Raw genomic sequence first — 15,044 nt, 5'->3', positions numbered from 1 at the left:
GGTGGTCCACCGGATCCTGATCGTGACGGCCGTGGCGGCGGAGGCGGACTCCGTCACCGCCGGCCTCGGCCCCGGCCGTCCCGATCTCCTCCCGCTGCCGGGCGGGCTCGGTCTGCGCCGTCACGAGGGCCGCGTCGACGTCCTCGTCGGCGGGGTCGGCCCCGCGGCCGTCGCCGCCGCGACGGCGACGGCCCTGGCGTACGGGTCCCTGGCCGGGAGCGGCTACGACCTCGTCGTCTCCGCCGGGATCGCCGGCGGGTTCCGGCCCGTCGCACCGGTCGGGTCCGTCGTCGTCTCCTCGGCGATCGTCGCCGCCGACCTCGGGGCCGAGACCCCGGACGGGTACCTCGCCGTCGAGGAGCTCGGCTTCGGCCGCTCCGTCCACCCCGTGCCCGAGGGGCCGGCCAAGCGGATCGCCGCCGCCCTGGACGCCGGGGGCCCGCCGTGCGTCCTCGCCCCCGTCCTCACCGTCTCCACCGTCACCGGCACCGCCCGTCGCGCCGCCGAGCTCGCGGAGCGCCACCCGACGGCCGCCGCCGAGGCGATGGAGGGCTTCGGCGTCGCCGAGGCCGCCGCCGCGTACGGCGTGCCGGCCGTCGAGATCCGGGCCGTGTCGAACGCCGTCGGTCCGCGCGACCGCGCCGCCTGGCGCATCGGGGAGGCCCTGGGCGCCCTCGAGGTCACCTTCGGGCTGCTCAGCAGAACCGTCTTCGTGGAGCCGTGGGAGCCGTCGTGACCAAGCTGAAGATCGCCTACTCGCCCTGCCCGAACGACACCTTCGTCTTCGACGCCTGGGCGCACGGCCGGGTCCCGGGCGCGCCCCGGCTCGACGTGACCTTCGCGGACATCGACGTCACCAACGGCTGGGCGGAGGGCGGCACCGACACGCACGACGTCCTGAAGGTGTCGTACGCCGTGCTGCCGTGGATCCTCGACGAGTACGCCCTGCTGCCCTGCGGCGGCGCCCTGGGCCGCGGCTGCGGCCCGCTGGTGCTCACCCGGGACGCCGCGTCCGGCACCGATCTGGCCGGGAGGACCGTCGCGGTGCCGAGCGAGCGGTCCACCGCGTACCTGCTGTTCCGGCTGTGGGCGGCCGAGACGGTGCCCGGCGGCGTCGGCGAGGTCGTCGTGATGCCGTTCCACGAGATCATGCCCGCCGTGCGGGACGGGAAGGTGGACGCGGGGCTCGTCATCCACGAGGCCCGCTTCACCTACAAGAACTACGGGCTGCACTGCCTCGCCGACATGGGCGAGCACTGGGAGTCCACGACCGGGCTCCCGATCCCGCTGGGCGCGATCGTCGCCCGCCGATCGCTGGGCGCCGAGACCCTGGAGCTGCTCGCCGAGTCCGCCCGCGCGTCGGTGCGGATGGCCTGGGACGACCCCGCCGCCTCCCGGCCGTACGTCCTGGAGCACGCCCAGGAGATGGACCCGAAGGTGGCCGACCAGCACATCGGTCTCTACGTGAACGAGTTCACGGCCGACCTCGGCGAGCACGGCTACGCGGCGGTCCGCGGGCTGCTCACGCGCGCCGCGGCCGAGGGACTCGTGCCGCCCCTCGGCCCGGACGCGCTGCGGTTCCCCTGACGGGGGCGCCGGACGGGGTCCGGCAGCCGCCCGAAGCCCGCGAAGCGGTGCGAGGGCGGCCGAAGGACTAGACGTCCAGCTGGTCGGCGACCGCGCGCAGCAGGCCGGCGATCTTCTTGCCCGCCGCCTTCTCCGGGTAGCGGCCGCGCTCCAGCATCGGCGTGATGTTCTCCAGGAGCGTCGTCAGGTCCTGCACGATGGACGCCAGCTCGTCGGGCTTGCGGCGCTGTGCCGCGGCGACGGACGGGGTCGGGTCGAGGACCGTGACGGACAGCGCCTGGTCGCCACGCTGACCGGCGACGACCCCGAACTCCACCCGCTGCCCCGGCTTCAGGGCGTCGACTCCGGCAGGGAGCACCGACGAGTGCACGAAGACGTCGCCGCCGTCGTCGCGGGAGAGAAAGCCGAAGCCCTTCTCGCTGTTGAACCATTTGACCTTGCCGGTAGGCACGTCTGTCCTCGTCCTCGTCCTCGTCGATGGGGATGGCAAACGGCGGGTCGTCGACCGACCCGCCGGCACCAGGCTAATGGTCAGGAGGCCGGTGACAAGACGCCGCCGACGTGTTCCTCCGGCCTGGGAACTACCCTGGCCGGATGCGTAGTGAAACCCCCGCCGTGCCGGTGGACGACAGTGCCCCGGGTGACGGACTGGTCAAGGCCGGTGTGATCCTGTTCGCGGTCGGCGCGGTCGCGACGCTGGTCACCGTGGCCCCGCTGTTCCTCGGGACGGACCCGTTCCCCACCGTCGCGTACCTCGTGTCGATGCTGATGGGGGTCGGATTCCTCGTCGCCGCCGCCGGGCTCCTGCGGTCGGTCGCGGCCCAGCGGCGGCAGGCCCGGCAGGCTTCGGCCGTTCCGGCTCAGCCGCGGTAGCCCTCCCACCAGGCACGGAAGTCCGTCAGGTCCGTCAGGACGACGTCCGCGCCGGCCGCCGCCAGCTCCTCGGCGGGGCAGGGGCCGGTCGCGACGGCCACCGAGTACGCGCCCGCGGTGGCGGCGCCCCGGACGTCGCCCACGTGGTCGCCGACGTACACCCCGGCGCCGTGCGCGCGCAGGGCCTCCGCCTTGCCCTCGGCCCACAGGCCGCCGGCGACCGCGTCGGGCTCGATGCCGAGGTGGGCGAGGTGCAGCTCGGCGTGCGGGCCGTTCTTCGCGGTGACGACGATCGTGCGGCCGCCCGCCTCGCGCACGGCCTCGATCGCGTCCCGGGCGCCCGGCATCGGGACCGTGGGCTCGATCGCGTACGACGGGTAGAGCGCCCGGTAGCGGGCGGTCATCTCCGTGACGTGTTCCGCCGGGAACCAGTGCGCGATCTCCTGCTCCAGGGGCGGCCCGAGGCGGCTCACCACGAGGTCGGCGTCGATCGGGACGCCCGTCTCGGCGGAGAAGGCGACGAAGGCGGCCCTGATGCCCGGACGGGTGTCGAGCAGGGTCAGGTCGAGGTCGAAGCCGACGGTGAGCGGGTTCGCGGGCGGGTTCGTGGACGTGGGCGGCGCGGTTGTCATGGCTCCATTGTCGGGGTGACAGGGGCCCGGGTGTTCGAATATCGGCGCCACCTAAACTGAGGTGAGCCTAACCAAACCTGCACTCCGCCGATGGGTCCCGATGCCAGCCGCTTTCCGTACCAGACGGGTCCTCGCGACCTCGGCGGCCCTCGTCGCCCTGTTCCTCGCCGCCCTCCTCAGCCTCGCCGTCGGCGCCCGCCCCGTCGCGCCCTCCACCGTCCTCGACGCCCTCCTGCACGGCGCCACCGGCGACGACGCCGAGGTCGTCCGGCAGCTCCGCGTCCCCCGCACCCTCATCGGACTGATGGTCGGCGCCGCCCTCGCGCTCGCCGGCACCGCCCTCCAGGGCATCACCCGCAACCCGATCGCCGACCCCGGCATCCTCGGCATCAGCCAGGGCTCCTCCGTCGCCGTCGTCCTCGCCATCGCCTTCCTCGGCGTGCACGAGCTCAGCGGCTACGTGTGGTTCGCCTTCGCCGGCGCCGCCCTCGCCTCGGTCGCCGTCCACGCGATCGCCTCCGCCGGACGCGGCGGGGCCACGCCCGTGAAACTGGCGCTCGGCGGGGCCGCGATCAACGCGCTGCTGCTCTCCGTCACCACCGGCGTCCTCACGACCAGGGCCTCGGCCCTCGACGAGTTCCGGTTCTGGCAGATCGGCTCCCTCGACGGACGCGACACCGAGATCGTCGGCCGGATCTGGCCCTTCCTGCTGCTCGGCGCCGTCCTCGTCGTCTCCGTGGCGCGCGGCCTCGACGCGCTCGCGCTCGGCGAGGACGTCGCCAAGGGCCTCGGACAGCGCGTCGCGACCGTACGGATCGTGGGCGGACTCGGCGCGACCGTCCTCACCGGCGCGGCCGTCGCCGCCGCAGGACCCGTCGCCTTCGTCGGCCTCGCCGTCCCCCACGTCGCCCGCGCGATCGTCGGCTCCGACCACCGCTGGGTGCTGCCGATGGCCGCGCTCGTCGGCCCGGTGATGCTGCTCACCGCCGACGTCGCCGGCCGGATCGTCTTCCCGCCGGGCGAGGTCCCGGCCGGGGTGACGACCGCCCTGATCGGGGTGCCGTTCCTGGTCGCGCTCGTACGCAGGAAGGCGGTGCCGGCATGAGCGTCCCTCTCCGGGCCCGGCCCGCCGGGTACGGGCTCGTCCGTGCCGGGCGGGCGTCCTTCCTCGTCCACCGGCGCTCCGCCCTCGTCGCCGGCGGCCTCCTGATCCTCCTGGCCACCGCCTGCGTCGCGTACCTCTGCGTCGGCGAGAGGTCCGTCGCGCCCGGCGAAGTCGTACGGATCCTCCTGGGCCGGCCGTCACCGTCCGCGTTCGTCGTCGAGGAGCTGCGCGAACCCCGGCTCGTCGTCGCCCTCGCCGTCGGCGCCGCCTTCGGCATCGCGGGGGGCCTCGTCCAGACCGTCGCCCGCAACCCGCTCGCCAGCCCCGACGTCATCGGCATCAGCCAGGGCGCCGGAGCCGTCACCGTCGCCGCGATGACCTTCGGCCTCACCTCGTACACCGTCCTGCCGTACGTCTCCGTCGCGGGCGGCGTCCTCGCCGCCGCCCTCGTGTACGCCTTCGCCTGGCGCGGCGGACTGCACGCGACCCGCTTCGTGCTCATCGGCATCGGCATCGCGATCGCCCTGCGCTCCCTCATCACCCTCTTCATGACGAAGGGCGACTACCTCGTCGCCCAGCAGGCCCAGATCTGGATGACCGGCTCCCTCAACGGGCGCGGCTGGGACGAGTCCCTGCCGATCCGCTGGACGCTGCTCCTCCTGCTGCCCGCCGTGCTGTGGGCCGCCCGCGCCCAGCGGACCGTCTCCCTGGACGACGACACGGCGACCGCGCTCGGCGCACGGCTCGGCGGAGTCCGGCTCGGGCTCGTCGCCGTCGGCGTCGTCCTCGCCTCGGTGGCGACGGGCGTCGCGGGCCCGGTCGACTTCGTGGCCCTGCTCGCCCCGCAGATCGCCCGCCGCACCACCCGGACGGCGCAGATCCCGCTGCTCTGCTCCGCGCTCACCGGCGCGGTGATCGTGGTCGTCGCCGACCTGCTCGGCCGACGGCTCCTCTCCCCCGTCGAGCTGCCCGTGGGCGTCCTCACGGCGGCGGTCGGCGCCCCGTACCTGATCTGGCTCGTCGTCCGGAGCCGAGCCGTTGGAGGCAAGACGTGAACAGGCTGCAGACCCGCGGGCTGACGCTCGCCTACGAGGACCGGACCGTCGTCGAGGAGCTCGACCTCGCGGTCCCCGACGGCAAGGTGACCGTCATCGTCGGCCCCAACGCCTGCGGCAAGTCCACGACGCTGCGGGCGCTCGGGCGGCTGCTGAAGCCGGCGGGCGGCGCGGTCCTCCTCGACGGGGAGTCGCTGGCGAAGCTGCCGACGAAGCAGATCGCCCGCTCCATCGGCCTGCTGCCGCAGACCCCCGTCGCGCCCGAGGCCATCACCGTCGCCGACCTGGTGTCCCGGGGCCGCCAGCCCCACCAGGCCTGGTGGAAGCAGTGGTCCGAGGAGGACGAGCGGGCCGTCGCCGACGCCATGGAACGCACGGACGTCGCCGCGCTCGCCGACCGGTCCGTCGACGCGCTCTCGGGCGGACAGCGGCAGCGGGTGTGGATCGCGATGGCCCTCGCCCAGGAGACCGACCTGCTCCTCCTCGACGAGCCCACCACCTATCTGGACATCTCCCACCAGGTGGAGGTCCTCGACCTGGTCCGCCGCCTCAACCGGCTGCGCGGCCGGACCGTCGTCCTCGTCCTCCACGACCTGAACCAGGCCGCCCGGTACGCCGACCACCTCGTCGCCATGAAGGCGGGGCGGGTGGTCGCGGAGGGGCCGCCGTCGGAGATCGTCACGGAGTCCCTCGTGCGGGACGTCTTCGGGCTCTCCTCGGTCGTCGTCCCGGACCCGGTGACGGGGTCGCCGCTGGTGGTGCCGGGGGCACCGTGGCACGCGGAGGCCCATCCCCCCGCCTGACCCGGGCCCACCCGGCCCCGCGGGCCCGCTTCCAGGCCCGGCGGGCACGCTTCCGGACCTTGGGCGCGCTTCCCGGGCCCGTGGACACGCTTCCGGTCCCCGCGCCGGGGCCCGAGCACTGCGGGACGGCGCCTACCCCGTTGTGGGCGGTCGTTCCGCCGGGGCAAGGGGGTCCCCCCTGCTCGAGCGGAGCCGAGAGCTTGGGGGAGGGTGGGCACAACGGAACGGCGCCCCTTGCCGGGCCCAGGCTCCCGCGCCTGAACGGCCACCACCGGTGCGGCGCACACGGGGTGCGGGTCCAGGCGCGGAACGCGGGGGCGCCGCTATGGGAGCCGTCCCGTGTGCCCACCCGTCCCGCCCCAGCGGGACGACTGCCCATACGGCAGGTGGCGGGGTGGGCGCCGCCCCGCCGGGTGCAGGCCCCACACGGCGGGGGACCGCCCGGCAGGGCGCGGCGTCCGTACGGGCGGGGCGGCGTCCAGCAGGGGTGGGCCCGTACGGGCGGGGCGCCGGACTGTCGGGGGCGGCCCGGACCGGTGGGGGCCCGGCAGCGGGGGGTCAGTGCTTGCGGGAGCGCCAGAGGAGGAAGAGGGACGAGGCGACGGCCGCACCCCGGAGGACCCAGGGCCAGGTCTCGGAGACCGCCGCCCCCATCGCCTCCCCGCCCGACGCCACCGCCTCGCCCCAGCGGCCCTCGACGCGCCCCCAGAGCCAGACGGCCCCGCTCGCGGCGGCGAGGCCGGGGATCACCAGGACGGCGCCCTTGGCCTCGGCCGGGGTCAGCCGGCGGGAGGTGTACGCGAGGAGCCAGCCCGCCGCGAGGGCGACCAGCGAACCGAAGACGGCGCCGCCGAGCAGGAGCAGCGCGGCGAGCAGGACGGAGGGGTTCGCGAGGCGGGGGCGGGACGCGGCCGCCGGTTCCGCCTCCTCGGGAGCCGCGGCCGGAGCCCCGGCCTTGCGGAGCCGGAGGAGGCGCGCCAGGCGGCGGGCCTTCCCCGGCGGGGGCTCCTCGGCCCCGTCGTCCTCGTCCTCCGCCGGGGCGGGCGGCGCGAAGAGGTCCGGGCGCTCGATGCCGCCGACGAAGCCCAGGAACCCGCCGTCGGTGTCGGCGACGTCGGCGGTGTCGCCGGCGCCGTCGGCCTCCGCCCGCCACCAGTCCGCCGCACCGCCGAGGCCTCGGCCGTCGGGACCGCGGCGGTCCTGAGCGGGGATCGCGGGGCCCGACACGCCGGGGCCCGACGCCCCGGGGCCCGACGCCTCACCGCTCGACCCCCCGCGGCCCGACCCCCCACCGTCCGACACTCCGGCGTCCGACCCCTCGCGGCCCGACACCCCGGTGCCCGACGCGCCCGCAGTCGCCCTCGGCTTCCGCAGCGGCCCCCCGGCCGGGGGGCCCGCTCGGTCCACGACCTCGTCCGGGGTGCCCAGGGCGCCGAGGATGCCCCGCACCGCCGCGGGGCTCTCCTCGCCGTGCGTGGCGCGCCGGCGGTCGATCTCGCTGCGCAGTCCGGACACGAGCTTCATCCGGTCGCTCGCCGGCAGTTGCCGCTGCTGTGCCAGATCGCCGACCCGGCTCAGATAGTCGTAGACCAACTGGTCGCTCTCGATCCCCACGGTGCCCCTCCACGGCCGGTCCACCCGGTACGGCCCGACGTTAGCGCCTGGACAGCGGCTAACGTGGTCCGGATGGGGATCGGTGAGCTCGACCGGGAGGCGCACGTGCCCGAGGTAACCAGCGCCGGCGCGGCGCCGCGCACGCTCGCGGAGGCGCTGCGCGCGCGGGGCGACGAAGGGCTCGCCGCGCTGCTGCGCGCCCGCCCGGACCTGCTGAGCCCCGTACCGAACGACCTGACGCAGCTGGCGACCCGCGCGGGCACGCGCGGTTCGGTGGTGCGGGCCCTGGAGCGGCTCGACCGGTTCGCCCTCCAGACGGCCGAAGCGCTGGCCGTCGCCCCGGACCCCGCCCCGTACCCCGTGCTCCTCGCGCTGCTCACCGGCGACGAGGGCGATCCGGAGATCGAGGCGGCGCTGCCGGGCGCGGTGGCGCTGCTGCGCGAGCAGGCCCTCGTGTGGGGCGAGGACGACCGGCTGCGGCTCGTGCGGACCGCGCGGGAGCTGCTCGCGCCCTCGCCGCAGCACCCGTCGCCGACCGGGCTGGGACCGACGGTCGCGGAGGCGACGGCGGGGATGTCGCCGGGCCGGGTGCAGGAGATCATCGCGACGGCCGGGCTGGCCGCCACGCACGATCCGGTGTCGGCGGTGGCGGCCCTCACGGAGCTGTTCACCGACCGGGCGCGGATGGGCGCGCTCCTCGACGGGGCCTCCCCCGAGGCCCTCTCCGTCCTGGACCGGCTGGTGTGGGGTCCGCCGTACGGCGAGGTGACGGCGAACCCGGCGCCTCCGGTGCGCTGGCTGCGCGACCGGGGACTGCTGCTGCCGGTGTCGGCGCGGACGATGGTGCTGCCGCGCGAGGTGGCGCTGCACCTGCGGGGCGGGCGGGCGCACCGGACGCCGGAGCCGGTGGCGCCGGTGGTGGAGGCGGCGCGCGACTACCGTCCCCAGGTGGTGGACAGCGCCGCCGCCGGGCAGGCGTACGCGACGCTCGCGACCGTCGAGGAGCTGCTGAAGTCCTGGGACCAGGGCGGCCCCCAGGTGCTGCGGGCGGGCGGGATGTCCGTGCGGGACCTCAAGCGGACGGCGGCGGCCCTGGACGTGACGGAGCAGGTCGCCGCGTTCTGGCTGGAGCTGTGCTTCGGGGCGGGACTGCTCGCCTCGGACGGGGAGGCGGACGAGCGGTACGCGCCGACGCCCGCGTACGACGACTGGCTCGACCTGCCGCCCGCCGAGCGCTGGGCGCGGCTCGTCGCGCCCTGGCTCGTGGCGACCCGCACCGCCGGGCTGGTGGGCGGCCAGGACGCGAAGGGCCGCACGCTCGCCGCCCTCGGACCGGACCTGGACCGCGCGCCCGCGCCGGAGGTCCGCCACCGGGTCCTGGAGCTCCTCGCGACCTTGCCGCCGGGCGCCGCGGCGGACCCCGAGACGGTGTTCGCCCGGCTGCGCTGGGAGCGGCCGCCGCGGGGCGCCGCGCAGCCGGCCCCGCCGCGCGCGCCGCAGGCGGCGGCCGGGGCGGACGAGGCCCCCGCCCCCGAGGTCCACGGCGACCTGCGGTCCCGGCTCGCGCGGTGGACGCTCGCCGAGGCCGAGCTGCTCGGGCTCACGGGCCGGGGCGCGCTCGCGGCCCACGCCCGGGCGCTGCTCAACCTGCCGCTCGCGGAGGCCGCGACGCCCACCGACCACGGCGGGCGGGTCGAGCTGTCGGTGGCCGCCGGGCGGGCGGCGACCCTGCTCGCGCCGCTGCTGCCGGAGGCCGTCGACCACGTGCTGCTCCAGGCCGACCTGACGGCCGTCGCGCCCGGGCCGCTGCGGCGGCCGCTGGCCGACGCGCTCGCGGTCCTGGCGGACGTGGAATCGAAGGGTGGCGCGACGGTGTACCGGTTCACGCCCGGTTCCGTGCGGCGCGCGCTCGACGCCGGGCGGTCGGCATCCGACCTGCACGACTTCCTGGCCGCGCACTCCCGGACGCCGGTGCCGCAGCCGCTCGCGTACCTGATCGACGACGTGGCCAGGAGGCACGGCCACCTGCGGATCGGGGCGGCCTCCGCGTACGTGCGCTGCGACGACGACGCCGTCCTCGGCGAGATCCTGGCCGACCGGCGCTCCGCCGCCCTGGGCCTGCGCCGTCTCGCGCCGACGGTGCTCGCCGCGCAGGCGGACCCGGCGTCGCTGCTGGAAGGGCTGCGGGCGATGGGGTACGCCCCGGCCGCCGAGTCCGCCGAGGGCGACGTCCTGGTGACCCGCGCCGACGCGTACCGCACGCCCGCCCGTACGGCCCCCGTGCCCGTCCCGGACGGCCCGCCGGCCCCCGACACGACCCTGCTCGGCGCGGCGGTGAAGGCGATCCGGGCGGGCGACCGGGCGGCGACGGCGGTACGGAAGGAGCCGGCGGCGCCCGTGGCGTCGGCGGGCGGGCTCCCCCGCACCTCGGCGGCCGAGACCCTGGCGACGGTGCAGGCGGCGGCGATGACGGGTTCGGCAGTGTGGATCGGCTACGTCAACGCGGAGGGCACGGCGAGCCAGCGCGTCATCGCCCCGGTCCGCGTCGAGGGCGGCTTCGTGACGGGCTACGACCACACGGCCGACGAGGTCCGCACGTATCCCCTGCACCGGATCACGGGCGTGGCGGAACTGGCGGACGACCAGGTGTGATCCCGCTCCTCAGGGGAGCACCCCCTCGACGACGCGGGCCAGCGCGGGGCAGGCGAGGCCGACGGCGCACGCGAGCCCCGCGAGGACCCGCCGGAGCGTCCGCCGGCGCAGGGTGCGCGCGAGGAACCAGACGGGGAGCGCCACCAGGACCGGCAGCAGCAGGCAGGCGGCGATCACGGCCGGGTGCGCGGACAGCAGACCGGCCCCGCTCCCGACGAGCAGCACGAGCAGCGGCCCGCCGAGGGCCCCGGTCGTCACCGCCGCCCACCAGTCGGGGTCGTGCGCGGCGGCGTCGGAAGCGGACACGGACTGCTTCCCGGCCCCGGGGATCGGTGGCATGCCCCTCATCCCACCGTCGCCGGCCGGTCCCGTCCATCCGTACGCCTACTCATCCGGCATGTGCCGGATACTCATGCCGACGCCGCCGCGGCGGTGGGCGTCGCGTCGACGACCGTCCCGTACCGGCCCCGGATCAGGCAGACTGGAGGATTGGCCGTCGCCGGAGCGGCCCGGGAAGGACCTGATTCTCAAGTGAATGGGCCACTCATCGTCCAGAGCGACAAGACGCTGCTCCTGGAGGTCGACCACGAGCTCGCCGAGGCCTGTCGTCGGGCCATCGCGCCGTTCGCGGAGCTGGAGCGGGCGCCGGAGCACATCCACACCTACCGGGTGACCCCGCTGGGGCTGTGGAACGCGCGGGCCGCCGGGCACGACGCCGAGCAGGTCGTCGACGCGCTCGTCGAGTACTCGCGGTACCCCGTGCCGCACGCGCTGCTCGTCGACATCGCCGAGACGATGGCCCGGTACGGACGGCTCACGCTCTCCAAGCACCCCACGCACGGGCTCGTGCTGACCACGACCGACCGGCCCGTCCTGGAGGAGATCCTCCGGTCGAGGAAGGTGCAGCCGCTGGTCGGGCAGCGGATCGACGCGGACACCGTGGCCGTGCACCCCTCCGAGCGGGGGCAGATCAAGCAGACGCTGCTGAAGCTGGGCTGGCCGGCCGAGGACCTCGCCGGGTACGTGGACGGGGAGGCGCACCGGATCGACCTCGCCGAGGACGGATGGTCGCTGCGCCCGTACCAGAAGCAGGCCGTCGACGGCTTCTGGCACGGCGGCTCCGGTGTCGTCGTGCTGCCCTGCGGGGCGGGCAAGACGCTGGTCGGGGCCGGGGCGATGGCCCAGGCGAAGGCGACGACGCTGATCCTCGTCACCAACACGGTCTCCGCGCGGCAGTGGAAGCACGAGCTGGTGAAGCGGACCTCGCTGACCGAGGACGAGATCGGCGAGTACAGCGGTGCGCGCAAGGAGATCCGGCCGGTCACCATCGCGACGTACCAGGTGCTCACCACCCGGCGGAAGGGCGTCTACCCGCACCTGGAGCTCTTCGACTCCCGGGACTGGGGGCTCATCGTCTACGACGAGGTGCACCTGCTGCCCGCGCCGGTCTTCAAGTTCACCGCCGATCTGCAGGCGCGGCGACGGCTCGGGCTGACCGCGACCCTCGTGCGGGAGGACGGCCGGGAGTCCGACGTGTTCTCGCTGATCGGGCCGAAGCGGTTCGACGCGCCGTGGAAGGAGATCGAGGCGCAGGGGTACATCGCGCCCGCCGACTGCGTCGAGGTGCGGGTGAACCTGACCGACTCGGAGCGGCTCGCTTACGCGACGGCCGAGGCGGAGGAGAAGTACCGCTTCTGCGCGACGACGGCGACGAAGCGGAAGGTGACGGAGGCCCTGGTGCGGAAGTTCGCCGGGCAGCAGATCCTCGTCATCGGGCAGTACATCGACCAGCTGGACGAGCTCGGCGAGCACCTGGACGCGCCGGTGATCAAGGGCGAGACGTCGAACAAGGAGCGGGAGCGGCTCTTCGACGCGTTCCGCAACGGCGAGATCAACGTGCTCGTGGTGTCGAAGGTCGCGAACTTCTCGATCGACCTGCCGGAGGCGACGGTCGCGATCCAGGTGTCGGGCACCTTCGGCTCCCGCCAGGAGGAAGCGCAGCGCCTGGGCCGGGTGCTGCGGCCGAAGGCGGACGGTCACCAGGCGCACTTCTACTCGGTGGTCGCGCGGGACACGATCGACCAGGACTTCGCGGCCCACCGCCAGCGGTTCCTGGCGGAGCAGGGCTACGCGTACCGGATCGTGGACGCGGACGAGCTGCTCGCGCCCTAGTCCTGCTCGCGTCCTAGTCGCGGCGCACGAGGCGGGGGCGGGGGTCCTTGACCCCCGCCTCGGGCGGGCCGTAGTCACCCAGAAGGACGACTCCGGCCGCCGCGCCGCCGAAGGCGCGTATCGCGCGGAGGGCGGTGGCGAGGCGGTGGGGGCGGGGGAGGGTGGTCACGAGGGGGAAGGTCGTCGCTGCCATGCCTCCATGATGGAATACGGACATTGCGGATACATCGGTCTGGGGACGGAATCCGGGTCCCCCTCACGTCGGACCCCGGCCCCTAGGGGGAAAAGCGATTCGCCCGGCCGGACACCCGGAGTTACACTCGTCCGCTTCCCCGCCTCCCGTTCGTGGAGCGCCGCCGCCCGGTCGGAAACCGGCGGCCACCTTGTCGTGTCCGCGTATCCACCTGCCCGGAGGCTTCACCGTGTCCGTGTCCGTGTCCGTGTCCGCATCCGCCGCGTCCGACGCTCCCGGCGCGCTCGACGACCCGCTCGCGCGCGAGCGCGCCCATCTGACCTCGTCCCGCGCCGCGCTGCGCGCGATGCGCGAGGACGTCGAGGCGCTCGACATCAAGGACGTCACCGCGAACTGGGTCAACTCCCTGGTGCTCGGACGGCAGATCGAGGACCGGATCAAGGCGCTCGCCGACCTCGCCGACACCCCGCTCTTCTTCGGGCGGCTCGACTATCTGCACACCACGCAGGAGGGGCAGCGCTTCTACATCGGGCGGCGGCACGTCCACGACGCCGACGGCGACCCGATGGTGATCGACTGGCGCGCGCCGGTCTCGCAGCCGTACTACCAGGCGTCGAAGAAGGACCCGCAGGACGTCGGCCTCCGCCGCCGCTTCGGCTACACGGGCGGCGAGCTCACCGCGTACGAGGACGAGCACCTCTCCGACCCTGAGGAGCTCGAGCACACCAGTCGGCTGCTCCAGGCCGAGATCGAGCGCCCTCGCGTCGGCCCCATGCGCGACATCGTCGCCACCATCCAGCCGGAGCAGGACGGCATCGTCCGCTCCGACCTGTCGGGAACGGTGTGCGTGCAGGGAGGTCCGGGGACCGGCAAGACGGCCGTGGGCCTGCACCGCGTCGCGTACCTCCTCTACGCGCACCGGGAGCGGCTCGCCCGCACCGGCACCCTGGTCATCGGGCCGAACCGTTCCTTCCTCCACTACATCGAGCAGGTCCTGCCCGCGCTCGGCGAGCTGGAGGTCCAGCAGGCGACGGTCGACGACCTCGTCGCGCACGTCGAGGTGCGGGGCACGGACGAGGCGGCGACGGCGGTCGTGAAGGGCGATGCCCGGATGGCGGAGGTGCTGCGGCGGGCGGTCCGCTCGCACGTGACGCTGCCGAAGGAGTCCCTGATGGTGGTGCGCGGTTCGCGGCGCTGGCGGGTACCGGCGTACGAACTGGGGGAGATGGTGAGGGAGTTGCTCGACCGCGACATCCGGTACGGCGCCGCCCGCGAGGCCCTCCCGCAGCGCATCGCGCACGCCGTCCTGGTCCGGATGGAGGAGGCCGGCGAGGCGCCCGACGACCGCGTGCAGAACGCGGTCGCGCGGAACCCGGCGGTGAAGGCCGTCGTGAAGGAGTGCTGGCCGCTCGTCGAGCCCGCGAAGCTGGTCCTGCGGCTGCTGAGCGACGCCGACTTCCTCGCCGAGCACGCCGAGGGGCTGCTCACGGAGGACGAGCAGAAGCTGCTGCTCTGGGCGAAGCCGGCGCGGAGCGTGAAGACGGCGAAGTGGTCGGCGGCGGACGCCGTCCTCATCGACGAGGCGAAGGACCTGGTGGAGCGGACGCACTCGCTCGGGCACGTGGTCCTGGACGAGGCGCAGGACCTGTCCCCCATGCAGTACCGGGCGGTGGGCCGCCGCTGCACGACCGGTTCGGCGACGGTCCTGGGCGACCTGGCGCAGGGCACGACGCCGTGGGCGACGGAGAGCTGGGCGCAGGCGCTCGGGCACCTGGGGAAGCCGGAGGCGGTGGTGGAGGAGCTGACCGCCGGTTTCCGCGTGCCGCGCGAGGTGATCGCGTACGCCTCGCGGCTCCTTCCGCACATGTCGCCGGGGCTCGCGGCGGTGGAGTCGGTCCGGGAGAACCCGGGCTCCCTGGAGGTCCGTCCCAGCGACGCGCTCGACGAGGACGTCGTCGCGGCCTGCGTGGAGGCGCTGGCGCACGAGGGTTCGATCGGCCTGATCGCCGCGGACGCGCGGATCGCTCCGCTCGCGGAGGCGCTGACGGCGGCCGGTCTCGCGTACCTCTCCCCCGGCGAGGAGACGACGGCCGAGTCGCGCCTCACGCTGGTCCCGGCCTCGCTCGCGAAGGGTCTGGAGTACGACTACGTCGTCCTGGACGAGCCGGCGGCGGTCGTCGACGGCGAACCGGACGAGCGGACGGGCCTGCGCCGGCTGTACGTGGCGCTGACGCGTGCGGTGTCGGGCCTGACGGTCGTCCACGCGGCGCCGGTTCCGGAGCAGCTGGGATCCCTGTGACCACGGTCGGGGCGCGGCACCAGGTCGATCGGCGGCCGCGCCCCGACCGGACGGCACCC

The 15,044-nt window shown here is 75.1% G+C and carries 14 protein-coding genes; 9 read left to right on the top strand and 5 right to left on the bottom strand.

Annotated elements, in window-relative coordinates:
* Position 1 precedes the first annotated feature (1 nt).
* Positions 2 to 736 (top strand): futalosine hydrolase, encoded by a 735-nt coding sequence (locus tag K7G60_RS13420; RefSeq protein WP_225801099.1) that lies wholly within the window; start codon positions 2 to 4, stop codon positions 734 to 736.
* Positions 733 to 1,587 carry a 1,4-dihydroxy-6-naphthoate synthase gene (locus K7G60_RS13415; RefSeq protein WP_225801098.1) on the top strand — a complete coding sequence of 285 codons (855 nt, stop codon included), beginning with the start codon at positions 733 to 735 and terminating at the stop codon, positions 1,585 to 1,587. The genes K7G60_RS13420 and K7G60_RS13415 overlap by 4 nt, the downstream gene beginning before the upstream one ends.
* Positions 1,588 to 1,654: 67 nt before the next feature.
* Here K7G60_RS13415 and K7G60_RS39165 read toward each other — a convergent pair whose 3' ends face one another.
* Positions 1,655 to 2,038 carry a cold-shock protein gene (locus tag K7G60_RS39165; protein WP_190157633.1) on the bottom strand — a complete coding sequence of 128 codons (384 nt, stop codon included), beginning with the start codon at positions 2,036 to 2,038 and terminating at the stop codon, positions 1,655 to 1,657.
* Between the two features lie 143 nt (positions 2,039 to 2,181).
* Between K7G60_RS39165 and K7G60_RS13405 the strand changes: the two genes are divergently transcribed.
* The gene (locus tag K7G60_RS13405) at positions 2,182 to 2,460 is read left to right on the top strand and encodes a hypothetical protein (protein ID WP_225801097.1); all 279 of its coding nucleotides are present in this window, start codon (positions 2,182 to 2,184) and stop codon (positions 2,458 to 2,460) included.
* On the opposite strand, the gene K7G60_RS13400 is transcribed toward K7G60_RS13405, so the two are convergent.
* Positions 2,448 to 3,092 (bottom strand): HAD family hydrolase, encoded by a 645-nt coding sequence (locus K7G60_RS13400; protein WP_225801096.1) that lies wholly within the window; start codon positions 3,090 to 3,092, stop codon positions 2,448 to 2,450. The genes K7G60_RS13405 and K7G60_RS13400 overlap by 13 nt on opposite strands.
* A 100-nt stretch (positions 3,093 to 3,192) precedes the next feature.
* Between K7G60_RS13400 and K7G60_RS13395 the strand changes: the two genes are divergently transcribed.
* From K7G60_RS13395 to K7G60_RS13385, 3 genes are read left to right on the top strand one after another with little or no spacing between them, the layout of a single operon-like run.
* Positions 3,193 to 4,197, top strand: a complete 1,005-nt coding sequence (locus K7G60_RS13395; protein ID WP_225801095.1) for an iron ABC transporter permease — start codon at positions 3,193 to 3,195, stop codon at positions 4,195 to 4,197.
* Positions 4,194 to 5,252, top strand: a complete 1,059-nt coding sequence (locus K7G60_RS13390; RefSeq protein WP_225801094.1) for an iron chelate uptake ABC transporter family permease subunit — start codon at positions 4,194 to 4,196, stop codon at positions 5,250 to 5,252. Before K7G60_RS13395 ends, K7G60_RS13390 begins: the two co-directional genes overlap by 4 nt.
* Positions 5,249 to 6,055, top strand: a complete 807-nt coding sequence (locus tag K7G60_RS13385) for an ABC transporter ATP-binding protein (RefSeq protein ID WP_225801093.1) — start codon at positions 5,249 to 5,251, stop codon at positions 6,053 to 6,055. Before K7G60_RS13390 ends, K7G60_RS13385 begins: the two co-directional genes overlap by 4 nt.
* A gap of 558 nt (positions 6,056 to 6,613) precedes the next feature.
* Here K7G60_RS13385 and K7G60_RS13380 read toward each other — a convergent pair.
* A complete protein-coding gene (locus K7G60_RS13380; RefSeq protein ID WP_225801092.1) occupies positions 6,614 to 7,669 on the bottom strand; it encodes a hypothetical protein in 1,056 nt (351 codons plus the stop codon).
* A 72-nt stretch (positions 7,670 to 7,741) separates the two neighbouring features.
* Here K7G60_RS13380 and K7G60_RS13375 point away from each other — a divergent pair, with 72 nt between their 5' ends.
* The gene (locus tag K7G60_RS13375) at positions 7,742 to 10,321 is read left to right on the top strand and encodes a helicase C-terminal domain-containing protein (RefSeq protein WP_225801091.1); all 2,580 of its coding nucleotides are present in this window, start codon (positions 7,742 to 7,744) and stop codon (positions 10,319 to 10,321) included.
* Between the two features lie 9 nt (positions 10,322 to 10,330).
* Here K7G60_RS13375 and K7G60_RS13370 read toward each other — a convergent pair whose 3' ends face one another.
* A complete protein-coding gene (locus K7G60_RS13370) occupies positions 10,331 to 10,627 on the bottom strand; it encodes a hypothetical protein (RefSeq protein WP_225801090.1) in 297 nt (98 codons plus the stop codon).
* Positions 10,628 to 10,852: 225 nt separating this feature from the next.
* On the opposite strand from K7G60_RS13370, the gene K7G60_RS13365 reads away from it, so the two are divergent.
* Positions 10,853 to 12,493 (top strand): DNA repair helicase XPB, encoded by a 1,641-nt coding sequence (locus K7G60_RS13365; protein WP_225801089.1) that lies wholly within the window; start codon positions 10,853 to 10,855, stop codon positions 12,491 to 12,493.
* Between the two features lie 13 nt (positions 12,494 to 12,506).
* Here K7G60_RS13365 and K7G60_RS13360 read toward each other — a convergent pair whose 3' ends face one another.
* The gene (locus K7G60_RS13360) at positions 12,507 to 12,686 is read right to left on the bottom strand and encodes a hypothetical protein (RefSeq protein WP_225801143.1); all 180 of its coding nucleotides are present in this window, start codon (positions 12,684 to 12,686) and stop codon (positions 12,507 to 12,509) included.
* A gap of 241 nt (positions 12,687 to 12,927) precedes the next feature.
* Here K7G60_RS13360 and K7G60_RS13355 point away from each other — a divergent pair, with 241 nt between their 5' ends.
* Entirely contained in the window at positions 12,928 to 14,985 is a 2,058-nt protein-coding gene (locus K7G60_RS13355; RefSeq protein WP_225801088.1) for a UvrD-helicase domain-containing protein, read from the top strand.
* Positions 14,986 to 15,044: the final 59 nt, after the last annotated feature.

Source organism: Streptomyces sp. NK15101 (assembly GCF_020400725.1).
GTDB lineage: Bacteria > Actinomycetota > Actinomycetes > Streptomycetales > Streptomycetaceae > Streptomyces.
Note: the sequence above shows the minus strand (reverse complement) of the source record. Positions and strands in the feature narration are given on the sequence as shown.